Source organism: Pseudomonas synxantha (assembly GCF_900105675.1).
GTDB lineage: Bacteria > Pseudomonadota > Gammaproteobacteria > Pseudomonadales > Pseudomonadaceae > Aquipseudomonas > Aquipseudomonas synxantha.
The window spans coordinates 5,436,827-5,460,564 of sequence record NZ_LT629786.1; the positions used below are offsets into that span (position 1 = coordinate 5,436,827).

General features: G+C 54.2%; 14 protein-coding genes, 6 tRNA genes and 3 rRNA genes. All 23 read right to left on the reverse strand.

Annotated features, from left to right (window positions below):
- Positions 1-9: 9 nt before the first annotated feature.
- Positions 10-2,115 (reverse strand): elongation factor G, encoded by a 2,106-nt coding sequence (fusA, locus tag BLU48_RS25220; protein ID WP_043050068.1) that lies wholly within the window; start codon positions 2,113-2,115, stop codon positions 10-12.
- Between the two features lie 30 nt (positions 2,116-2,145).
- Entirely contained in the window at positions 2,146-2,616 is a 471-nt protein-coding gene (gene rpsG / locus BLU48_RS25225; RefSeq protein WP_002555493.1) for a 30S ribosomal protein S7, read from the reverse strand.
- A gap of 118 nt (positions 2,617-2,734) precedes the next feature.
- Entirely contained in the window at positions 2,735-3,106 is a 372-nt protein-coding gene (gene rpsL / locus BLU48_RS25230) for a 30S ribosomal protein S12 (RefSeq protein ID WP_002555494.1), read from the reverse strand.
- Positions 3,107-3,322: 216 nt separating this feature from the next.
- A complete protein-coding gene (rpoC, locus tag BLU48_RS25235) occupies positions 3,323-7,522 on the reverse strand; it encodes a DNA-directed RNA polymerase subunit beta' (protein ID WP_005791982.1) in 4,200 nt (1,399 codons plus the stop codon).
- Between the two features lie 64 nt (positions 7,523-7,586).
- On the reverse strand, positions 7,587-11,660 hold the full coding sequence (rpoB, locus tag BLU48_RS25240; RefSeq protein WP_046069767.1) for a DNA-directed RNA polymerase subunit beta: 4,074 nt from the start codon (positions 11,658-11,660) through the stop codon (positions 7,587-7,589).
- Between the two features lie 219 nt (positions 11,661-11,879).
- On the reverse strand, positions 11,880-12,245 hold the full coding sequence (rplL, locus tag BLU48_RS25245; RefSeq protein ID WP_003176432.1) for a 50S ribosomal protein L7/L12: 366 nt from the start codon (positions 12,243-12,245) through the stop codon (positions 11,880-11,882).
- A 78-nt stretch (positions 12,246-12,323) separates the two neighbouring features.
- A complete protein-coding gene (rplJ, locus tag BLU48_RS25250) occupies positions 12,324-12,824 on the reverse strand; it encodes a 50S ribosomal protein L10 (protein ID WP_003232405.1) in 501 nt (166 codons plus the stop codon).
- Positions 12,825-13,023: 199 nt separating this feature from the next.
- Complete coding sequence (rplA, locus tag BLU48_RS25255) at positions 13,024-13,719, reverse strand: 50S ribosomal protein L1 (RefSeq protein ID WP_003176434.1); 696 nt, start codon at positions 13,717-13,719, stop codon at positions 13,024-13,026.
- On the reverse strand, positions 13,719-14,150 hold the full coding sequence (rplK, locus tag BLU48_RS25260) for a 50S ribosomal protein L11 (protein ID WP_003176435.1): 432 nt from the start codon (positions 14,148-14,150) through the stop codon (positions 13,719-13,721). Before rplK ends, rplA begins: the two co-directional genes overlap by 1 nt.
- A gap of 117 nt (positions 14,151-14,267) precedes the next feature.
- A complete protein-coding gene (gene nusG / locus BLU48_RS25265) occupies positions 14,268-14,801 on the reverse strand; it encodes a transcription termination/antitermination protein NusG (protein ID WP_003176436.1) in 534 nt (177 codons plus the stop codon).
- 9 nt (positions 14,802-14,810) lie between these two features.
- Entirely contained in the window at positions 14,811-15,179 is a 369-nt protein-coding gene (gene secE / locus BLU48_RS25270) for a preprotein translocase subunit SecE (RefSeq protein WP_003194658.1), read from the reverse strand.
- A gap of 45 nt (positions 15,180-15,224) precedes the next feature.
- A tRNA-Trp gene (locus tag BLU48_RS25275) sits at positions 15,225-15,300 on the reverse strand.
- A 163-nt stretch (positions 15,301-15,463) separates the two neighbouring features.
- Positions 15,464-15,539, reverse strand: a tRNA-Thr gene (locus BLU48_RS25280).
- A gap of 26 nt (positions 15,540-15,565) precedes the next feature.
- Positions 15,566-15,639, reverse strand: a tRNA-Gly gene (locus tag BLU48_RS25285).
- 23 nt (positions 15,640-15,662) lie between these two features.
- Positions 15,663-15,747: transfer RNA gene (locus BLU48_RS25290), tRNA-Tyr, on the reverse strand.
- A 142-nt stretch (positions 15,748-15,889) separates the two neighbouring features.
- Entirely contained in the window at positions 15,890-16,336 is a 447-nt protein-coding gene (locus BLU48_RS25295) for a hypothetical protein (protein ID WP_057025351.1), read from the reverse strand.
- 7 nt (positions 16,337-16,343) lie between these two features.
- Positions 16,344-17,093 (reverse strand): pantothenate kinase, encoded by a 750-nt coding sequence (locus BLU48_RS25300; RefSeq protein ID WP_057025350.1) that lies wholly within the window; start codon positions 17,091-17,093, stop codon positions 16,344-16,346.
- A complete protein-coding gene (birA, locus tag BLU48_RS25305) occupies positions 17,083-18,042 on the reverse strand; it encodes a bifunctional biotin--[acetyl-CoA-carboxylase] ligase/biotin operon repressor BirA (RefSeq protein WP_057025349.1) in 960 nt (319 codons plus the stop codon). The genes BLU48_RS25300 and birA overlap by 11 nt, the downstream gene beginning before the upstream one ends.
- Positions 18,043-18,205: 163 nt before the next feature.
- Positions 18,206-18,321 (reverse strand): 5S ribosomal RNA (gene rrf / locus BLU48_RS25310).
- Positions 18,322-18,479: 158 nt separating this feature from the next.
- Positions 18,480-21,371: ribosomal RNA gene (locus tag BLU48_RS25315) — 23S ribosomal RNA — on the reverse strand.
- A 247-nt stretch (positions 21,372-21,618) separates the two neighbouring features.
- Positions 21,619-21,694, reverse strand: a tRNA-Ala gene (locus tag BLU48_RS25320).
- Positions 21,695-21,724: 30 nt separating this feature from the next.
- Positions 21,725-21,801 (reverse strand) — tRNA-Ile (locus BLU48_RS25325).
- An 82-nt stretch (positions 21,802-21,883) separates the two neighbouring features.
- A 16S ribosomal RNA gene (locus BLU48_RS25330) occupies positions 21,884-23,420 on the reverse strand.
- The 16S, 23S and 5S rRNA genes sit together here with 2 tRNA genes alongside, the layout of an rRNA operon.
- Positions 23,421-23,738 lie beyond the last annotated feature (318 nt).

The following is a 23,738-nucleotide window of genomic DNA, read 5'->3' on the forward strand; positions in this document are numbered from 1 at the left end:
AGGACTGAATCAGCCTTGTTTTTTGGATACAGTTTCAGCGATGTGCGCCGGAGCTGTGTTGTATTTTTTGAATTCCATAGAGTAGCTTGCGCGACCCTGGGACATGGAGCGAACGTCGGTCGCATAACCGAACATCTCACCCAACGGAACCTCAGCGCGAATCACTTTGCCGGAAACCGTGTCTTCCATACCCAAGATCATGCCGCGACGACGGTTAAGGTCGCCCATGACATCACCCATATAGTCTTCAGGTGTAACAACTTCTACCGCCATGATTGGCTCAAGCAACTCACCACCGCCCTTCTGGGCCAGTTGCTTGGTTGCCATGGAGGCAGCCACCTTAAACGCCATCTCGTTGGAGTCGACGTCGTGGTAAGAACCGTCAAAAACGGTTGCTTTCAGGCCGATCAGCGGATAGCCGGCAACAACACCGTTCTTCATCTGCTCTTCGATACCCTTCTGGATAGCAGGGATGTATTCCTTAGGAACAACACCACCTACTACTTCGTTCACGAATTGCAGACCTTCCTGACCTTCGTCAGCAGGGGCAAAACGGATCCAGCAGTGACCGAACTGACCACGACCGCCGGACTGACGAACGAACTTGCCTTCGATTTCACAGTTCTTCGTGATGCGCTCACGATAGGAAACCTGAGGCTTACCGATGTTGGCTTCGACGTTGAACTCACGGCGCATCCGGTCAACCAGGATGTCCAGGTGAAGCTCGCCCATGCCCGAGATGATCGTTTGACCAGTCTCTTCATCAGTCTTGACGCGGAAAGATGGATCTTCCTGAGCAAGCTTACCCAGAGCGATACCCATTTTTTCCTGGTCATCCTTGGTCTTAGGCTCTACGGCAACCGAAATAACCGGCTCCGGGAAGTCCATGCGAACCAGGATGATTGGCTTGTCAGCGTTGCACAAGGTTTCACCAGTGGTGACGTCCTTCATGCCGATCAAGGCCGCGATGTCACCAGCGCGTACTTCCTTGATCTCTTCGCGGGCGTTTGCGTGCATTTGCACCATACGACCCACGCGCTCTTTCTTGCCTTTAACCGAGTTGATCACGCCGTCGCCGGAGTTCAACACGCCCGAGTAAACGCGGACGAAGGTCAAGGTACCCACGAATGGGTCAGTGGCAATTTTAAATGCCAGAGCGGAGAACGGTTCTGCGTCGTCTGCATGACGCTCCAGCTCGATGGTCTCGTCATCCGGGTCAGTACCCTTGATGGCAGGAATATCGATTGGTGCAGGCAGGTAGTCGATCACAGCATCGAGAACCAGGGGAACACCCTTGTTCTTGAACGAGGAGCCGCAAACAGCCAGGACGATTTCACCAGCGATAGTACGCTGACGCAGAGCGGCCTTGATTTCCACGTTGGTGAGCTCTTCACCTTCGAGGTACTTGTTCATCAGCTCTTCATTGGCTTCGGCCGCAGCCTCAACCATGTTGTTGCGCCATTCGTCAGCCAGTTCCTGCAGCTCGGCAGGGATAGGCTTGCGAACAGGGACCATACCCTTGTCGGCATCGTTCCAGTAGACAGCTTCCATGGTCAGCAGATCGATCTGCCCCTGGAAGTTATCTTCGGAACCGATAGCCAACTGGATTGGCACCGGAGTGTGACCCAAGCGCTGCTTGATCTGACCGATCACGCGCAGGAAGTTCGCACCGGCACGGTCCATCTTGTTTACGTAAACAAGGCGTGGAACGCCGTATTTGTTGGCTTGACGCCATACGGTTTCCGACTGCGGCTCAACACCCGAGGTACCGCAGAACACAACGACAGCGCCGTCGAGTACGCGCAGGGAACGCTCAACTTCAATAGTGAAGTCTACGTGGCCCGGGGTATCGATTACGTTGAAGCGGTGCTCATCCTTGTACTGCTTCTCGGAACCTTTCCAGAAGGCGGTAATAGCAGCAGAAGTAATGGTAATACCACGCTCCTGCTCCTGAACCATCCAGTCTGTGGTCGCGGCGCCATCATGCACCTCGCCCATCTTGTGACTTTTGCCGGTGTAAAACAGTACGCGCTCGGTGGTGGTGGTTTTACCAGCATCCACGTGAGCAACGATACCGATGTTACGGTAGCGGCTAATCGGAGTAGTACGAGCCATAAAGCCCTCGCAAAATTAGTGAAGCTAAAATTAGAAGCGGTAGTGCGAGAAAGCTTTGTTAGCTTCAGCCATACGGTGCACGTCTTCACGCTTCTTAACAGCAGCACCTTTACCTTCAGCAGCGTCCAACAATTCGCCGGCCAAACGCAGAGCCATAGACTTCTCGCCGCGCTTACGGGCGAAGTCTACCAACCAGCGCATTGCCAGAGCGTTACGACGGGACGGGCGAACTTCAACCGGAACCTGGTAAGTAGCACCGCCTACACGGCGCGACTTCACTTCGACCAGCGGAGCGATGGCGTCGAGAGCTTTCTCGAAGATTTCCAGGGGGTCGCTGTTCTTGCGTTCTTTAACCTTTTCCAGCGCGCCATAAACGATACGCTCGGCAACGGCTTTCTTGCCGCTTTCCATCACGTGGTTCATGAACTTGGCCAGGATTTGGCTTCCGTATTTTGGATCGTCAAGCACTTCGCGCTTGGCTGCTACGCGTCTTCTTGGCATGGATAAGCCCTCAAACGGTCTTCAGGTTCGCTCGGAATCGGTGCCCTTTCGGGACGCCTCCGACCTTACTCTTATCGACTCAGAAAATAAGATGATTCAGGTTTACAAAAAGCCGCTACTACTTAGGCTTTTTAGTACCGTACTTCGAACGACCCTGGTTACGACCTTTAACGCCGGAAGTATCCAAGGAGCCGCGTACGGTGTGGTAACGAACACCTGGCAAGTCTTTTACACGACCGCCGCGGATCAGTACCACGCTGTGCTCTTGCAGGTTGTGGCCTTCACCGCCGATGTACGAGGAAACCTCGAAACCATTGGTCAGACGCACACGGCATACTTTACGCAGTGCCGAGTTAGGTTTTTTCGGCGTGGTGGTATACACACGAGTGCATACGCCACGACGTTGCGGGCAGTTCTGCAGCGCAGGCACGTCGGATTTCTCGACGATACGCTTACGCGGCTGACGTACCAGCTGGTTGATAGTTGCCATCTACTAGCTCCACTGTTGTCTTGCGACGCTATTGTCTTGCAAGAAAAGCAAAATGGCAGGAACGAATTCCCGCCAAATTTAGGGGTACAAGAGTCTAAAGAGGATCTTGTCCCCAGTCAAGGCAAGGCCCCGACCTCCCCTCTCGTCGAACCAGGGCAAAAATGCCTCGATCCGACGAATGGGACTGCCAGGGCCCAGACTTATCTACTGCAGAACTCAGTTACCGCTTGAGTTCAGCGCTTCGGTCAGTGCAGCTTCCACTTCACTGGCGCTTACGCGCAACGGCTTGTCAGCATCACGGCGACGCTTGCGCTCGCTGTGGTAAGCCAAACCGGTACCGGCTGGGATCAGACGACCCACAACCACGTTTTCTTTCAGGCCACGCAGGTAATCGCGCTTGCCGGTTACCGCTGCTTCGGTCAGTACGCGAGTGGTCTCCTGGAAGGAGGCCGCCGAGATGAACGACTCAGTGGACAACGACGCCTTGGTGATACCCAGCAGCACGCGAGTGAACTTGGAAACGAATTTCTCTTCGTTCGCCAGGCGCTCGTTTTCTACCAGTACGTGAGTCAGTTCCATCTGGTCGCCCTTGATGAAACTGGAATCGCCGGATTCAGCGATTTCAACTTTACGCAGCATCTGACGCAGGATGGTCTCGATGTGCTTGTCGTTGATCTTCACGCCCTGCAGACGGTAAACGTCCTGGATCTCGTTGACGATATACTTGGCCAGCGCACTCACACCCAGCAGACGCAGGATGTCGTGTGGATCGCTCGGGCCGTCGGAGATAACTTCGCCGCGGTTTACCTGTTCGCCTTCGAAGACGTTCAGGTGACGCCACTTCGGAATCAGCTCTTCATACGGATCGCTACCGTCGTTCGGGGTAATGACCAGACGGCGCTTGCCCTTGGTCTCTTTACCGAACGCGATGGTGCCGCTGACTTCAGCCAGAATCGACGCTTCTTTCGGACGACGAGCTTCGAACAAGTCAGCAACACGCGGCAGACCACCGGTGATGTCACGAGTCTTCGAAGTTTCTTGCGGGATACGCGCGATAACATCACCGATCGCGATCTTCGCACCATCCGCTACACCGACCAGGGCGTTGGCTGGCAGGAAGTACTGAGCGATTACGTCAGTGCCTGGCAGCAACAGATCCTTGCCGTTGTCGTCGACCATCTTCACAGCAGGACGGATGTCTTTACCGGCAGCTGGACGATCTTTGGCGTCGAGTACTTCAATGTTGGTCATACCGGTCAATTCGTCAGTCTGACGCTTGATCGTGATGCCTTCTTCCATGCCCACGTAGGTCACGGTACCTTTCATTTCGGTAACGATTGGGTGAGTGTGCGGATCCCACTTGGCCACGATTGCGCCAGCGTCGACCTTGTCACCTTCTTTAACCGAAATCACAGCACCATACGGCAGCTTGTAACGCTCGCGCTCACGACCGTAGTCATCAGCGATTGCCAGCTCACCGGAACGGGACACAGCAACCAGGTGGCCATCCACTCGCTCAACGTGCTTGAGGTTGTGCAGACGGACAGTACCGCCATTCTTCACCTGTACGCTGTCGGCTGCGGAGGTCCGGCTTGCCGCACCACCAATGTGGAACGTACGCATGGTCAGCTGAGTACCCGGCTCACCGATGGATTGGGCAGCGATAACGCCGACCGCTTCACCGATGTTCACCTGGTGACCACGAGCCAAGTCACGGCCGTAGCACTTGGCGCAGATGCCGTAGCGGGTTTCGCAACTGATCGGCGAGCGAACGATCACTTCGTCGATGCTGTTGAGTTCGATGAACTCGACCCACTTTTCATCTACCAGAGTGCCGGCAGGAACGATAACTTCCTCAGTACCTGGCTTGAACACGTCACGGGCAATCACACGACCCAATACGCGCTCACCCAGCGGTTCTACAACGTCACCGCCTTCAATGTGCGGAGTCATCAGCAGGCCATGCTCGGTGCCGCAATCGATCTCGGTTACAACCAGATCTTGTGCAACGTCTACCAGACGACGTGTCAGGTAACCGGAGTTAGCGGTTTTCAACGCGGTATCCGCAAGACCCTTACGAGCACCGTGAGTGGAGATGAAGTACTGAAGTACGCTCAAACCTTCACGGAAGTTCGCGGTAATCGGCGTTTCGATGATGGAACCGTCCGGCTTGGCCATCAGGCCACGCATACCGGCGAGCTGACGGATCTGCGCAGCAGAACCCCGTGCGCCCGAGTCGGCCATCATGTACATCGAGTTGAAAGATTCCTGGTCGACTTCGTCGCCGTGACGGTCGATGACTTTCTCTTTCGAGAGGTTGGCCATCATCGCCTTGGAAACTTCGTCGTTGGCCTTGGACCAAAGGTCGATCACTTTGTTGTACTTCTCGCCCTGGGTTACCAGGCCGGAGGCGTACTGGCTCTCGATCTCTTTCACTTCGTCAGTGGCGGCACTGATGATGCGAGCTTTTTCATCCGGAATAACGAAGTCGTTAACGCCGATGGAAACGCCGGAAATAGTCGAGTAAGCGAAACCTGTGTACATCAACTGGTCAGCGAAGATAACGGTCTCTTTCAAACCAACCACGCGGTAGCACTGGTTGATCAGCTTGGAGATCGCCTTTTTCTTCATTGGCAGGTTGACGACGTCGTACGACAGACCTTTTGGCACAACCTGGTACAACAGCGCACGGCCGACAGTGGTGTCGACGATACGGGTGTTGCTCACGCTGCCGCCGTCACGGTCGTTGACGGTTTCGTTGATCCGCACTTTGACCTTGGCATGCAGTGCGGCTTCGCCGGCACGGAACACACGGTCAACTTCCTGCAGGTCAGCGAACACACGACCTTCGCCCTTGGCGTTGATCGCTTCACGGGTCATGTAGTACAGACCCAATACAACGTCCTGCGACGGAACGATGATTGGCTCACCGTTGGCTGGCGACAGAATGTTGTTGGTCGACATCATCAACGCACGCGCTTCCAACTGGGCTTCCAGTGTCAGCGGTACGTGCACGGCCATTTGGTCGCCGTCGAAGTCGGCGTTGTACGCAGCACAGACCAGCGGGTGCAGCTGAATCGCCTTACCTTCGATCAGTACTGGTTCAAACGCCTGGATACCCAGACGGTGAAGGGTCGGTGCACGGTTGAGGAGAACCGGGTGTTCGCGGATCACCTCGGCGAGAACGTCCCAAACCTCTGGCAGTTCGCGCTCGACCATTTTCTTGGCCGCTTTGATGGTGGTCGCGAGACCGCGCATTTCCAGCTTGCCGAAGATGAATGGCTTGAACAGCTCAAGTGCCATCTTCTTGGGCAGACCGCACTGGTGCAGACGCAGGGTCGGGCCTACGGTAATTACCGAACGACCGGAGTAGTCAACGCGCTTACCGAGCAAGTTTTGACGGAAACGACCTTGCTTACCCTTGATCATGTCAGCCAGGGATTTCAAAGGACGCTTGTTGGAACCGGTGATAGCGCGACCACGACGACCGTTGTCGAGCAAGGCATCGACCGCTTCTTGCAACATACGCTTTTCGTTGCGCACGATGATGTCCGGAGCGGACAGATCAAGCAGGCGCTTCAAGCGGTTGTTACGGTTGATCACGCGGCGGTACAGGTCGTTAAGGTCGGACGTCGCGAAACGACCACCGTCCAACGGCACCAGCGGACGCAGGTCTGGCGGCAAAACCGGCAGAACGGTCAGTACCATCCACTCTGGCAAGTTGCCGGAACCCTGGAAGGCTTCCATCAACTTCAGGCGCTTGGACAGTTTCTTGATCTTGGTTTCGGAGTTGGTTTGCGGAATTTCTTCGCGCAGACGACCAATCTCGTGCTCCAGGTCGATGGCGTGCAGCAGCTCGCGGACAGCTTCGGCACCCATGCGGGCATCGAAATCGTCACCGAATTCTTCCAGCGCCTCGAAGTACTGCTCATCGTTCAGCAGCTGGCCCTTTTCAAGGGTGGTCATGCCTGGATCGATAACGACATAGCTCTCGAAGTAGAGAACGCGTTCGATATCACGCAGGGTCATGTCCATCAGCAAGCCGATACGGGACGGCAGTGATTTCAGGAACCAGATGTGGGCAACTGGCGAAGCCAGTTCGATGTGCGCCATGCGCTCACGACGAACCTTGGCCAGTGCAACTTCAACGCCGCACTTCTCGCAGATCACACCACGGTGCTTCAAGCGCTTGTACTTACCGCACAGGCACTCGTAATCCTTTACCGGGCCAAAGATCTTGGCGCAGAACAGGCCGTCACGTTCAGGTTTGAACGTACGGTAGTTGATGGTTTCCGGCTTTTTAACTTCACCGAACGACCACGAACGGATCATCTCAGGCGATGCCAACCCAATACGGATGGCGTCGAACTCTTCGACTTGACCCTGGTTTTTCAGCAAATTCAGTAGGTCTTTCAAGGCCTTTCCTCCTGGCGGAGCAGAGAGCGGGCCAAACGGCTCCGCTCTCGATTCGCGTCACGTGTTATTCGGTTTCCAGATCGATATCGATGCCGAGGGAACGAATTTCTTTGATCAACACGTTGAAGGACTCGGGCATGCCCGGCTCCATACGGTGATCGCCGTCCACGATGTTTTTGTACATCTTGGTACGACCGTTCACATCGTCCGACTTCACTGTGAGCATTTCTTGCAGAGTGTATGCAGCACCGTATGCTTCCAGTGCCCAAACCTCCATCTCCCCGAAACGCTGACCACCGAACTGAGCCTTACCACCCAGCGGCTGCTGGGTAACCAGGCTGTACGAACCAGTAGAACGAGCGTGCATCTTGTCGTCTACCAAGTGGTTCAGCTTCAGCATGTACATGTAGCCAACAGTAACCGGACGCTCGAACTTGTTGCCGGTACGGCCGTCGAACAGCTGCATCTGGCCGCTTTCTGGCAAGTCTGCCAGCTTGAGCATGGCCTTGATTTCGCTTTCCTTGGCACCGTCGAACACCGGGGTAGCCATTGGAACGCCGCCGCGCAGGTTCTTCGCCAGGTCCAGGATTTCCTGGTCGGAGAAGGTATCCAGCTCTTCGTTGCGACCGCCGATCTCGTTGTAGATCTCGTGCAGGAACTTACGCAGGTCTGCGACCTTGCGCTGCTCTTCGATCATGCGGTTGATCTTTTCGCCCAGACCTTTGGCCGCGAGGCCCAGGTGGGTTTCAAGGATCTGACCAACGTTCATACGCGAAGGTACGCCCAACGGGTTGAGGACGACGTCGACCGGGGTGCCATTGGCATCGTGCGGCATGTCTTCAACCGGCATGATCACGGAGACCACACCTTTGTTACCGTGACGACCGGCCATCTTGTCGCCCGGCTGGATGCGGCGACGGATTGCCAGGTAAACCTTGACGATTTTCAGCACGCCTGGAGCCAGGTCATCGCCCTGCTGCAGTTTGCGCTTCTTGTCTTCGAACTTGTCGTCCAGCAGACGACGACGATCAACGATATAGGCCTGAGCCTTCTCGAGCTGCTCGTTCAGAGCATCTTCAGCCATGCGCAGTTTGAACCACTGGCCATGCTCAAGACCGTCGAGGATTTCGTCGGTGATGTCCTGACCTTTCTTCAGACCTGCGCCGCCTTCAGCCTTGTGGCCTACCAGAGCGGAACGCAGACGTTCGAAGGTCGCGCCTTCAACGATACGGAACTCTTCGTTCAGGTCCTTGCGGATCTCGTCGAGCTGGGTCTTCTCGATGGACAGTGCACGAGCATCACGCTCAACGCCGTCGCGGGTGAAGACCTGTACGTCAATGACAGTACCCTTGGTACCGGTAGGTACACGCAGGGAGGTGTCTTTAACGTCGCTGGCTTTTTCACCGAAGATGGCACGCAGCAGTTTTTCTTCCGGAGTCAGCTGGGTCTCGCCTTTCGGAGTGACTTTACCGACCAGGATGTCGCCTGCGCCAACTTCAGCACCTACATAAACGATACCGGCTTCGTCCAGCTTGTTCAGTGCAGCTTCACCCACGTTAGGGATGTCCGCAGTGATTTCCTCTGGCCCAAGCTTGGTGTCACGTGCCACACAGGTCAGCTCCTGAATGTGGATCGTGGTGAAACGGTCTTCCTGAACAACGCGCTCCGACAGACAGATGGAGTCTTCGAAGTTGTAGCCGTTCCAGGCCATGAACGCGATACGCATGTTCTGACCCAGTGCCAGCTCACCCATGTCGGTGGACGGGCCATCGGCCATGATGTCGCTACGCTGAACGCGATCACCCTTACGCACCAGCGGACGCTGGTTAATGCAGGTGTTCTGGTTAGAACGGGTGTACTTGGTCAGGTTGTAGATGTCGACACCAGCTTCACCGGTTTCAACTTCGTCATCGGCAACACGAACCACGATACGGCTGGCATCAACAGAGTCGATCACGCCACCACGACGAGCCACGACGCAAACGCCGGAGTCACGGGCTACGTTGCGCTCCATGCCGGTACCTACCAGCGGCTTGTCGGCGCGCAGGGTCGGTACAGCTTGACGCTGCATGTTGGAACCCATCAACGCACGGTTGGCGTCATCGTGTTCCAGGAACGGGATCAGCGACGCTGCAACCGAAACTACCTGCTTCGGCGAAACGTCCATCAAGGTGACGTCTTCCGGCGCCTTGACGGTGAACTCGTTCAAGTGACGAACAGCTACCAGTTCGTCGATCAGGACTTTCTTGTCGTTCATCGTGGCCGAAGCCTGAGCGATCACATGATCAGCTTCTTCGATAGCGGACAGGAATACGATCTCGTCGGTGACCAGACCCTCTTTCACCACACGGTACGGGCTCTCAAGGAAGCCGTACTGGTTGGTGCGCGCATAAGCGGCCAAGGAGTTGATCAGACCGATGTTCGGACCTTCCGGCGTTTCGATCGGGCAAACACGACCGTAGTGCGTCGGGTGTACGTCACGAACTTCGAAGCCTGCGCGCTCACGGGTCAGACCGCCCGGGCCCAGTGCAGAGACACGGCGCTTGTGGGTAATCTCGGAGAGCGGGTTGTTCTGGTCCATGAACTGCGAGAGCTGGCTGGAACCGAAGAACTCTTTCACCGCCGCAGCCACTGGCTTGGCGTTGATCAGGTCTTGCGGCATCAGGCCTTCGCTTTCTGCCATCGACAGACGCTCTTTGACCGCACGCTCAACACGTACCAGGCCAACGCGGAACTGGTTCTCGGCCATTTCGCCAACGCAGCGAACACGACGGTTACCCAGGTGGTCGATGTCATCGACGATGCCTTTGCCGTTACGGATGTCGACCAGGGTCTTCAAGACCGCAACGATGTCTTCCTTGCACAGCACACCCGAACCTTCGATTTCGGTACGACCGATACGACGGTTGAACTTCATCCGGCCGACCGCAGACAGGTCATAGCGCTCAGGGCTGAAGAACAGGTTGTTGAACAGGGTTTCGGCAGCGTCTTTGGTTGGTGGCTCGCCAGGACGCATCATGCGATAGATCTCGACCAGCGCTTCCAATTGGTTGCTGGTGGAGTCGATCTTCAGTGTGTCGGAGATGAACGGACCGCAGTCGATGTCGTTGGTGTACAGGGTCTCGATGCGAACGACCTGGGCCTTGGCGATTTTAGCCAGGATTTCGGTGTTCAGCTCGGTGTTGCACTCGGCCAGGATTTCGCCTGTGGCCGGATGAACGATGACCTTGGCGGTAGTACGCCCCAGGACATAGTCCAGAGGTACTTCCAGCTCCTTGATACCGGCTTTTTCGATCTGATTGATGTGGCGCGCAGTGATACGACGGCCAGCCTCAACGATGACCTTGCCTTTTTCATCCTGGATATCCAGGACAGCAATTTCACCACGCAGACGCGAAGCGATGAGCTCCAGCTTGAGGGTTTCATCCTTCAGGCTGAATACGTTGGTGGTGTAGAAAGCGTCCAGCACTTGCTCGGTGGTATAGCCGAGCGCACGCAGCAGTACCGAGGCCGGCAGCTTGCGACGACGGTCGATACGCACGAACACGCAGTCTTTCGGATCGAACTCGAAGTCCAACCACGAACCGCGGTACGGAATGATCCGCGCGGAGTACAGGAGTTTGCCGGAGCTGTGCGTCTTGCCGCGGTCGTGGTCGAAGAACACGCCCGGGGAACGGTGCAGCTGGGAAACGATTACACGCTCGGTACCGTTGATAACGAAGGTACCGTTCTCAGTCATCAATGGGATTTCGCCCATGTAGACTTCTTGCTCTTTGATGTCCTTGATCGCTTTGTTCGACGATTCTTTGTCGAAAATGATCAGGCGGACTTTTACCCGCAAAGGTACGGCGTACGTAACGCCACGCAACACGCATTCTTTGACATCAAATGCCGGTTCGCCCAGGCGATAACCGACGTACTCCAGCGCAGCATTGCCGGAGTAGCTGATGATCGGGAAAACGGATTTGAAGGCCGCATGCAGGCCCACGTCGCGGAACTGATCTTTGGTCGCTCCCGCCTGCAAGAATTCACGATACGAATCCAGCTGGATAGCCAGAAGGTACGGGACATCCATGACGTCCGGCAACTTGCTAAAGTCCTTGCGGATACGTTTTTTCTCAGTATATGAGTAAGCCATCAGCGTTCCCCAGCTTGGTCACCTGCTTGTTTGGCCCTCCCGACGGGAGCAGCCAGAAAATCTTGCAAACCCCATGGTTTGCACCACCGCATCGGGTGGCTACAGCGCGTTAATGGCGGCGACCGAGTCGACAGCCAAGAACGGAAAAAGGCCGGTGGCAAGAGCCACCAGCCATCAGCCTTCAGCTTAACGCTTGGGCTGGAGACGCAAGGTCGATGCTTACTTCAGCTCGACTTTAGCGCCTGCTTCTTCCAGAGTAGCTTTGGCTTTGTCAGCAGCGTCTTTCGACACAGCTTCCAGAACCTGGGCAGGAGCGCCGTCAACTACAGCCTTGGCTTCTTTCAAGCCCAGACCGGTCAGTTCACGTACTGCCTTGATCACGTTTACTTTCTTCTCGCCAGCTTCCAGCAGCATGACGTTGAATTCGGTTTGCTCTTCAGCAGCAACAGCAGCAACAGCTGGGCCAGCGGAAGCAGCGGCAGCGGAAACGCCGAATTTTTCTTCGAAAGCTTTGATCAGCTCAACAACCTGCAGAACCGACATTTCAGCTACGGCGTTGAGGATATCGTCTTGGGAGATAGACATTGCTGTATTTCCTGAATTGGGGGACGGCCTACGCGGCCATCGAAATAAACAAAAATACGCGAGAGAGGTTGCTCAGCCTTAGGCTGCGGCAGCTTCTTTTTGCTCGCGAACTGCAGCCAGAGTACGAGCCAGCTTGCTGGTAGCGCCTTGAATCACGCTCATCAGCTGCGAAATGGCTTCGTCGCGGGTCGGCAGTGTTGCCAGTACGTCGATTTGGTTAGCTGCGAGGAACTTGCCCTCGAACGCAGCTGCCTTGATCTCGAACTTATCCTGACTCTTGGCGAATTCCTTGAACAAACGGGCAGCAGCGCCTGGATGATCCTTGGAGAACGCAATCAGAGTCGGGCCAGTGAACACGTCGTTGAGAACACTGTATTCAGTGTCAGCAACAGCGCGCTTGAGCAGGGTGTTACGTACAACACGTACGTATACGCCAGCTTCACGAGCCTCTTTACGGAGTCCGGTCATAGCGCCTACTGTCACACCACGGGCATCAGCCACGACAGCGGACAGAGCAGCTTTGGCAGCCTCGTTGACTTCAGCGACGATGGCCTTCTTGTCTTCGAGATTAATTGCCACGGGTTTAACTCCTGCTTGTTACCGTTTCATCTGGCCGGAGCCGGATGTCGTTTTGGTGTCTGATTCGGTAAGGAACCGGGAGCACCATCTGCGTAGGCTTGTTGGTTTAAGACTTGCGTCGCCTACGGTCTTGGATAGCCCCCGCCAGGCAGGGACCCCAATCTTTCAATTGGCGCAATCGCTTGCGCCAACTTGTGTCTTATACGTCCAGCGAGCCTTGGTCGATGACCAAGCCTGGGCCCATAGTGGTGCTCAGGGTAACGCGCTTGACATAGATACCTTTCGAGGAAGCCGGCTTGATACGCTTCAGATCAGCGATCAGGGCTTCAACGTTTTCCTTCAGCTTGACGGCATCGAAGCCGACTTTGCCAACGGAGGTGTGAATGATGCCGTTTTTGTCGGTGCGATAACGAACCTGACCAGCCTTGGCGTTTTTAACCGCGGTAGCTACGTCTGGCGTTACGGTACCGACCTTAGGGTTAGGCATCAGACCACGTGGGCCGAGGATCTGACCCAACTGACCTACTACGCGCATTGCATCCGGGGAGGCAATAACTACGTCGTAGTTCAGGTCGCCGCCTTTCATTTCGGCGGCCAGGTCGTCCATGCCAACGCGATCAGCGCCAGCTGCCAGAGCAGCTTCAGCTGCCGGGCCCTGGGTGAAGACGGCAACACGTACAGTCTTGCCAGTACCGTGTGGCAGCACAGTAGCGCTACGAACGACCTGGTCAGATTTACGTGGGTCAACACCCAGGTTTACAGCAACGTCAACAGACTCGCTGAACTTGACAGTCGACAGCTCGGTCAGCAGGGCAGCAGCGTCTACAAAGTTGTAGGACTTGCCTGCTTCGATCTTGCCGGCGATAGCCTTTTGGCGCTTGGTCAGCTTAGCCATTACACACCCTCCACGTTAAGGCCCATGCTACGAGCAGAACCGGCGATGGTACGCACGGCTGCATCCATATCAGCTGCAGTCAGATCCGCGTTTTTGGTTTTCGCGATTTCTTCCAGCTGAGCACGAGTTACGGTGCCAACCTTAACGGTGTTAGGACGAGCGGAACCGCTAGTCAGACCAGCAGCCTTCTTCAACAGAACCGAAGCCGGGGTCGACTTGGTTTCGAAAGTGAAGCTACGATCGCTGTATACAGTGATGATCACAGGAGTCGGCAGACCTGGCTCAAGACCCTGAGTACGGGCGTTGAAGGCCTTGCAGAATTCCATGATGTTCACGCCGTGTTGACCCAGAGCTGGACCGACGGGTGGACTTGGGTTGGCCTGAGCGGCCTTCACTTGCAGCTTGATGTAAGCGGTAATCTTCTTGGCCATGAGGCACTCCAATTACGGGTTCAAACGCCTCAAAAGGCTCCCCGGTTACTTGCGCGTTTATCCCAGTGACGACAAAACCCCACAGCCTAAGGCTGCGGGGTTGGGATACTTGCTCAGCTAGACCTTCTCGACCTGGCTGAACTCCAACTCTACCGGAGTAGAGCGACCGAAAATGAGCACTGCCACCTGGATCCGGCTCTTTTCGTAGTTAACTTCTTCGACGGTGCCATTGAAATCAGCAAATGGGCCATCAGTCACACGAACAACCTCACCCGGCTCGAACAACGTCTTCGGCTTGGGCTTGTCGCTACCATCAGCAACGCGACGCAGAATTGCTTCCGCCTCTTTGTCGGTGATCGGAGCAGGTTTATCAGCAGTACCGCCAATGAAACCCATGACACGAGGAGTGTCCTTGACCAAGTGCCAAGTACCTTCATTCATGTCCATCTGAACCAGCACGTAGCCAGGGAAGAACTTGCGTTCGCTTTTGCGCTTCTGGCCATTGCGCATTTCAACCACTTCTTCAGTGGGGACCAGAATCTCGCCGAAGCCATCTTCCATGCCTGCAAGCTTTACGCGCTCTAGCAAAGAGCGCATAACATGCTTCTCGTAACCCGAGTAAGCATGCACAACGTACCAACGCTTAGCCACGGGACACCCTTAGCCAACAATCAAGGAAACAAGCCAGCCGAGCAGGGAATCAAGCCCCCACAACAGCAACGCCATAACCAGAACAACAGCCACGACAATCAATGTGGTCTGCGTGGTTTCTTGGCGAGTCGGCCAAACGACTTTACGTATTTCGGTGCGAGCTTCCTTTACCAGGACCGCGAAAGACTTGCCTTTGGCAGTCTGCAGGCCTACAAAGGCAGCTACAGCAGCAAGGGCGAGCAAAGCGAGCACACGGTACAGGATCGGCGAAGCAGAATAGTACTGATTGCCAACAACGCCTACGACCACCAAGGCGACTACAGCGAGCCACTTGACCAGATCGAAACGAGAGCTTTGAGCTTCAGCCTTAGGAGTCATCTATGAAGATCCTGTGAAAAGAAAGCCAGACACACCACGTGAATCTGGCAGGTCAGGAGGGAATCGAACCCCCAACCTACGGTTTTGGAGACCGTCGCTCTGCCAATTGAGCTACTGACCTAAAACAAAATCAGGCCGACCATTATGCAGGCCTGAAAAAGACTTTACAACAACCAACCCCAACAGACTTGAAATCATCCGACAACCAAAGCCAGACACAACACGAAACAAGCCGAGGCAGCTGTTAAAACAAAGGCAGATATTTTCATATCTGCCTTGTTATATGGAGCTCTTGAGCGGATTTGAACCGCTGACCTCACCCTTACCAAGGGTGTGCTCTACCAACTGAGCTACAAGAGCAAAACACCGTGCACAACCTGCAAACTTGGAGCGGGTAGCGGGAATCGAACCCGCATCATCAGCTTGGAAGGCTGAGGTTCTACCACTAAACTATACCCGCGGAGCTTGCAGCTCACGCTAAAATGGTGGAGGGGGAAGGATTCGAACCTTCGAAGTCGTAGACGTCAGATTTACAGTCTGATCCCTTTGGCCGCTCGGGAACCCCTCCTAAGCGAGCCGGCATTCTACATCACGCCGGCCTTCTGTCAAGCATTTTCTCATTAAAAATATGAGGTTAGCTGCGTTGACCTTCGCTTCGCTATGTAGCCCTTAAAGGTCTTCACTGCGAAGCGGGCGCCATTCTATGCAAACTATTCGAGAGTTGCAATGCCTTCGCACAGCATTATTTTATGTTTTAACTCATTGAATTCCTTAGCAAGGTTTTCAAACGGCAGATCATCAGCCAGGCGCCGGCTTTCAGGGGCTACACGCAACCAGTAACCCGAGGCATCAGGCGCACTCAACAATTGAACCTTGACCTTTATATCCAGGCTCGTCAGTCGCTGCTCGACAGATAGGGCTTGGCGCCGATCAGAGAAACCACCGATGTATAGACAGGTATTTTGCCCATCAGATGGCTTTATTCGATCACGCCGAGCCATCCCATCTGCAGATTCACTCAAGAGCCGAATGTCTTGCTGCGCTCCACGATAAAGACTCAAAGGCGTGACATCCTTGGCACGCAACGGAGCTTCTTGCTGATGCCAGACGTAATAGAAAGCATTGAGGACAAGTAAAAGCAAAAACAGCCAACGCATAATCACCTCAAGACAAAGGACATGCCATCGCCAGACCAACAAATACAAGGTCCGGAACCAGCTGAGCCTGGGGCGCAGCATCCGAGACCAACTCAGCATCCCCCCCTGTCAGGAAGACGGTGAAATCGTCACCCCAGTAGCTTCGCGCCAACTCAAGCTGGGTCAGCACAAACCCTCTAAGCATAAGCGTACAGCCTCGCTCGACGGCCTCCACGGTGGTCCGCCCCGGAGAGAGGTGCTCCAGAGCCCTCTCAGCCGCCGCGTCGCCATAACGTATCTTGCGCGTATGGGTACGCAGCTGATTGCGCATGAGGGGCATGCCTGGGCAAATAAACCCTCCCAGGTGCTCACCATCTGAACTGATAAAATCTGCGGTCGCCGCGGTGCCAAAATCGAGCACCAGGCATGCACCTGACGCCAATTTGAATGCCCCGAGCATCGCCAACCAACGATCAAGCCCGAGACGCTCGAAATCTTCGTAGCCGTTGCGCACCCCAGCCATTTCCCGCGCAGGGCCGGCACATGAAACGGTAACGCCAAATGCATCCACCAACGCAGCTACCAGCTTGTCGGTTTCTTCAAGCGCACGAACACTGACTAATCGGCAACGCGTAAGCAGAAGATCGGGAAGAGCCACCAAGCTGTCAATCAATGATGCATCCGAACCTGCTATGCCTTCCGCGCATGCGCTTGCCTCACTCGACTCAAGTACACGCCATTTAATGAAGCTGTTTCCACAGTCGAGCTCAAGAATCATCACGCAACCTCAGGCTTAGCTCACCGCCGCTATATATTTTCTCAACTCCATCGACATTCAAACGCAAGGCGCCCTGACGATCCACGCCCAGTACCACCCCCTCAATCCGGTTGGTGCCGGCAATGAGAGATACAGGCCTGGCCTGCCACAAGTGATGCTGCTCCCACTCTTCTTGCAATCCGGCAAAACCAGTAGCCTTATGGCGATCAAGATAGACTTGCAGCTGTCCTCCCAGGCGCGCCACCAGGTGGTTGCGGTCAATAGAGGTTCCAGTCTCAAGCTGCATCGACGTCCACTGTTGATCGACCTCAACAGCCTTCTGCATATTCACATTGATACCGATGCCAAGCACAACGTGACAGATGTCTCCAGGATCCCCGACTAGCTCGAGCAAGATGCCAGAAATTTTCTTGCTCCCAACCAAGACGTCGTTTGGCCACTTCAAAGCCGCACCCTGGACCCCCGACTCGCGCAAAGCCCGCATGACAGCCAACCCCACTACGAGGCTCAACCCCTCCAACTGTCGCAAGCCGCCTTCGATGCGCAACACGAGACTGTAATAAAGATTTTGCGCATATGGACTGACCCATTTTCGGCCACGCCTCCCCCTTCCAGCCGTTTGTTGTTCTGCCAAGACAACAAAGGGTGGCACGCAGCCCGACTCCACAAGACGCAAAGCCTCGGCATTGGTGGAATCAACGGAATCGTAAATGTGAACCGGCCAGGCTGGAGAACCCGCCTCCAGAGAAATGTCCTCTGCATTCAAAAACACCAGCGGCGCAGCCAATTGATACCCACGGCCACGGACCTTATGAATAGGCAGGTTCATCTCGGCTTCAAGATGCTGGAGCTGCTTCCACACAGCACTTCGACTAATTCCCAGGGCAGCGCCAAGCGCCTCTCCAGAATGGAATCGACCATCTTTCAGAAGTTTCAACAACATCAGCATGCAGGTATCGCCTCACAATGAGGCACGCATGATAGCCATGCATAGAGTCATTGCATAGAAAGCCCGTTCGTTAGCACTCAAGGCATAAGCGATATTTCTTAGATTTTCCGAGCGCCCAAAACAAAACCCCAACTGCTTTCGCAATTGGGGTTTCGGAATTTAATCTTGACGATGACCTACTCTCACATGGGGAAACCCCACACTACCATCGGCGATGCATCGTTTCACTACTGAGTTCGGGATGGGATCAGGTGGTTCCAATGCTCTATGGTCGTCAAGAAATTCGGGTACTGAGTCGTGGCCAGCAGGCCTCGCTTCAGCAAATTGGGTATGTGACAGCTGTCGGTGTTTTGTGAGCGTCGAACTTTCGGTTCATTTTCGTCTTCACACACCGCAATCTGATGCTCGTTAGAGTAGTCAAATTGCTTGGGTGTTATATGGTCAAGCCTCACGGGCAATTAGTATTGGTTAGCTCAACGCCTCACAGCGCTTACACACCCAACCTATCAACGTCGTAGTCTTCGACGGCCCTTCAGGGGACTCAAGGTCCCAGTGAGATCTCATCTTGAGGCTAGTTTCCCGCTTAGATGCTTTCAGCGGTTATCTATTCCGAACATAGCTACCCGGCAATGCCACTGGCGTGACAACCGGAACACCAGAGGTTCGTCCACTCCGGTCCTCTCGTACTAGGAGCAGCCCCTCTCAAATCTCAAACGTCCACGGCAGATAGGGACCGAACTGTCTCACGACGTTCTAAACCCAGCTCGCGTACCACTTTAAATGGCGAACAGCCATACCCTTGGGACCGGCTTCAGCCCCAGGATGTGATGAGCCGACATCGAGGTGCCAAACACCGCCGTCGATATGAACTCTTGGGCGGTATCAGCCTGTTATCCCCGGAGTACCTTTTATCCGTTGAGCGATGGCCCTTCCATACAGAACCACCGGATCACTAAGACCTACTTTCGTACCTGCTCGACGTGTCTGTCTCGCAGTCAAGCGCGCTTTTGCCTTTATACTCTACGACCGATTTCCGACCGGTCTGAGCGCACCTTCGTACTCCTCCGTTACTCTTTAGGAGGAGACCGCCCCAGTCAAACTACCCACCATACACTGTCCTCGATCCGGATAACGGACCTGAGTTAGAACCTCAAAGTTGCCAGGGTGGTATTTCAAGGTTGGCTCCACGCAGACTGGCGTCCACGCTTCAAAGCCTCCCACCTATCCTACACAAGCAAATTCAAAGTCCAGTGCAAAGCTATAGTAAAGGTTCACGGGGTCTTTCCGTCTAGCCGCGGATACACTGCATCTTCACAGCGATTTCAATTTCACTGAGTCTCGGGTGGAGACAGCGCCGCCATCGTTACGCCATTCGTGCAGGTCGGAACTTACCCGACAAGGAATTTCGCTACCTTAGGACCGTTATAGTTACGGCCGCCGTTTACCGGGGCTTCGATCAAGAGCTTCGCGTTAGCTAACCCCATCAATTAACCTTCCGGCACCGGGCAGGCGTCACACCCTATACGTCCACTTTCGTGTTTGCAGAGTGCTGTGTTTTTAATAAACAGTCGCAGCGGCCTGGTATCTTCGACCGGCATGAGCTTACGGAGCAAGTCCTTCACCCTCACCGGCGCACCTTCTCCCGAAGTTACGGTGCCATTTTGCCTAGTTCCTTCACCCGAGTTCTCTCAAGCGCCTTGGTATTCTCTACCCAACCACCTGTGTCGGTTTGGGGTACGGTTCCTGGTTACCTGAAGCTTAGAAGCTTTTCTTGGAAGCATGGCATAAACCACTTCGTCATCTAAAAGATGACTCGTCATCAGCTCTCGGCCTTAGAATCCCGGATTTACCTAAGATTCCAGCCTACCACCTTAAACTTGGACAACCAACGCCAAGCTGGCCTAGCCTTCTCCGTCCCTCCATCGCAATAACCAGAAGTACAGGAATATTAACCTGTTTTCCATCGACTACGCTTTTCAGCCTCGCCTTAGGGACCGACTAACCCTGCGTCGATTAACGTTGCGCAGGAAACCTTGGTCTTTCGGCGTGGGTGTTTTTCACACCCATTGTCGTTACTCATGTCAGCATTCGCACTTCTGATACCTCCAGCAAGCTTCTCAACTCACCTTCACAGGCTTACAGAACGCTCCTCTACCGCATCACTTACGTGATACCCGTAGCTTCGGTGTATGGTTTGAGCCCCGTTACATCTTCCGCGCAGGCCGACTCGACTAGTGAGCTATTACGCTTTCTTTAAAGGGTGGCTGCTTCTAAGCCAACCTCCTAGCTGTCTAAGCCTTCCCACATCGTTTCCCACTTAACCATAACTTTGGGACCTTAGCTGACGGTCTGGGTTGTTTCCCTTTTCACGACGGACGTTAGCACCCGCCGTGTGTCTCCCATGCTCGGCACTTGTAGGTATTCGGAGTTTGCATCGGTTTGGTAAGTCGGGATGACCCCCTAGCCGAAACAGTGCTCTACCCCCTACAGTGATACATGAGGCGCTACCTAAATAGCTTTCGAGGAGAACCAGCTATCTCCGAGCTTGATTAGCCTTTCACTCCGATCCACAGGTCATCCGCTAACTTTTCAACGGTAGTCGGTTCGGTCCTCCAGTTAGTGTTACCCAACCTTCAACCTGCCCATGGATAGATCGCCCGGTTTCGGGTCTATTCCCAGCGACTAGACGCCCTATTAAGACTCGCTTTCGCTACGCCTCCCCTATTCGGTTAAGCTCGCCACTGAAAATAAGTCGCTGACCCATTATACAAAAGGTACGCAGTCACCCAACAAAGTGGGCTCCCACTGCTTGTACGCATACGGTTTCAGGATCTATTTCACTCCCCTCTCCGGGGTTCTTTTCGCCTTTCCCTCACGGTACTAGTTCACTATCGGTCAGTCAGTAGTATTTAGCCTTGGAGGATGGTCCCCCCATATTCAGACAAAGTTTCTCGTGCTCCGTCCTACTCGATTTCATGACTAAGAGATTTTCGCGTACAGGGCTATCACCCACTATGGCCGCACTTTCCAGAGCGTTCCGCTAATCTCAAAGCCACTTAAGGGCTAGTCCCCGTTCGCTCGCCACTACTAAGGGAATCTCGGTTGATTTCTTTTCCTCAGGGTACTTAGATGTTTCAGTTCCCCTGGTTCGCCTCTTGCACCTATGTATTCAGTACAAGATAACCATCTTATGATGGCTGGGTTCCCCCATTCAGACATCTCCGGATCAAAGTCTGTTTGCCGACTCCCCGAAGCTTTTCGCAGGCTACCACGTCTTTCATCGCCTCTGACTGCCAAGGCATCCACCGTATGCGCTTCTTCACTTGACCATATAACCCCAAGCAATCTGGTTATACTGTGAAGACGACATTCGCCGAAAATTCGAATTTCTCAATTAAGAGAACTCACAAATTTTACCTTAGCCTGATCCGTTACCAGTGAAAGTAACGTTCAGTCTATCTTTCTATCACATACCCAAATTTTTAAAGAACGAACTAGTCAAAGACTAGAAATCAACATTCACCATCACAGCGATGGAATGCTCATTTCTAAGCTTTATACAAACAGAAGCAGTAGTGGTGGAGCCAAACGGGATCGAACCGTTGACCTCCTGCGTGCAAGGCAGGCGCTCTCCCAGCTGAGCTATGGCCCCGTATTTCTACAGGCGTTTCCCACACAAAATTGGTGGGTCTGGGCAGATTCGAACTGCCGACCTCACCCTTATCAGGGGTGCGCTCTAACCAACTGAGCTACAGACCCAATTTCGGGCTGCTTCTTATCGTCTTCTTCAATGAATCAAGCAATTCGTGTGGGAACTTATGGAGCAGCTGATGTCGTCGATTAAGGAGGTGATCCAGCCGCAGGTTCCCCTACGGCTACCTTGTTACGACTTCACCCCAGTCATGAATCACACCGTGGTAACCGTCCTCCCGAAGGTTAGACTAGCTACTTCTGGTGCAACCCACTCCCATGGTGTGACGGGCGGTGTGTACAAGGCCCGGGAACGTATTCACCGCGACATTCTGATTCGCGATTACTAGCGATTCCGACTTCACGCAGTCGAGTTGCAGACTGCGATCCGGACTACGATCGGTTTTCTGGGATTAGCTCCACCTCGCGGCTTGGCAACCCTCTGTACCGACCATTGTAGCACGTGTGTAGCCCAGGCCGTAAGGGCCATGATGACTTGACGTCATCCCCACCTTCCTCCGGTTTGTCACCGGCAGTCTCCTTAGAGTGCCCACCATTACGTGCTGGTAACTAAGGACAAGGGTTGCGCTCGTTACGGGACTTAACCCAACATCTCACGACACGAGCTGACGACAGCCATGCAGCACCTGTCTCAATGTTCCCGAAGGCACCAATCTATCTCTAGAAAGTTCATTGGATGTCAAGGCCTGGTAAGGTTCTTCGCGTTGCTTCGAATTAAACCACATGCTCCACCGCTTGTGCGGGCCCCCGTCAATTCATTTGAGTTTTAACCTTGCGGCCGTACTCCCCAGGCGGTCAACTTAATGCGTTAGCTGCGCCACTAAGAGCTCAAGGCTCCCAACGGCTAGTTGACATCGTTTACGGCGTGGACTACCAGGGTATCTAATCCTGTTTGCTCCCCACGCTTTCGCACCTCAGTGTCAGTATCAGTCCAGGTGGTCGCCTTCGCCACTGGTGTTCCTTCCTATATCTACGCATTTCACCGCTACACAGGAAATTCCACCACCCTCTACCATACTCTAGTCAGTCAGTTTTGAATGCAGTTCCCAGGTTGAGCCCGGGGATTTCACATCCAACTTAACAAACCACCTACGCGCGCTTTACGCCCAGTAATTCCGATTAACGCTTGCACCCTCTGTATTACCGCGGCTGCTGGCACAGAGTTAGCCGGTGCTTATTCTGTCGGTAACGTCAAAATTGCAGAGTATTAATCTACAACCCTTCCTCCCAACTTAAAGTGCTTTACAATCCGAAGACCTTCTTCACACACGCGGCATGGCTGGATCAGGCTTTCGCCCATTGTCCAATATTCCCCACTGCTGCCTCCCGTAGGAGTCTGGACCGTGTCTCAGTTCCAGTGTGACTGATCATCCTCTCAGACCAGTTACGGATCGTCGCCTTGGTGAGCCATTACCCCACCAACTAGCTAATCCGACCTAGGCTCATCTGATAGCGCAAGGCCCGAAGGTCCCCTGCTTTCTCCCGTAGGACGTATGCGGTATTAGCGTCCGTTTCCGAACGTTATCCCCCACTACCAGGCAGATTCCTAGGCATTACTCACCCGTCCGCCGCTCTCAAGAGAAGCAAGCTTCTCTCTACCGCTCGACTTGCATGTGTTAGGCCTGCCGCCAGCGTTCAATCTGAGCCATGATCAAACTCTTCAGTTCAAACATCTTTGGGTTTTTAAGAAACCCTAAACTTGGCTCAGCAATCGTTGGTTACATCTTTGATTTCTCGCGGAGTAACTTGTGATGCTGATAATCTTGTTGACTATCAGTCTGACTCCACAAGCACCCACACGAATTGCTTGATTCAGTTGTTAAAGAGCGGTTGGTTAAGAGCTTTCGTCTCAACCGAGGCGCGCATTCTACAGCAGCCTCATTTGCTGTCAAGTGATTATTTTCAGAAGCTTTCGAAGATTTCTTCAACAACTTCAACCACTTGCGCCTCTGATCTCTCATCAGCGGGAGGCGAATTCTACAGCG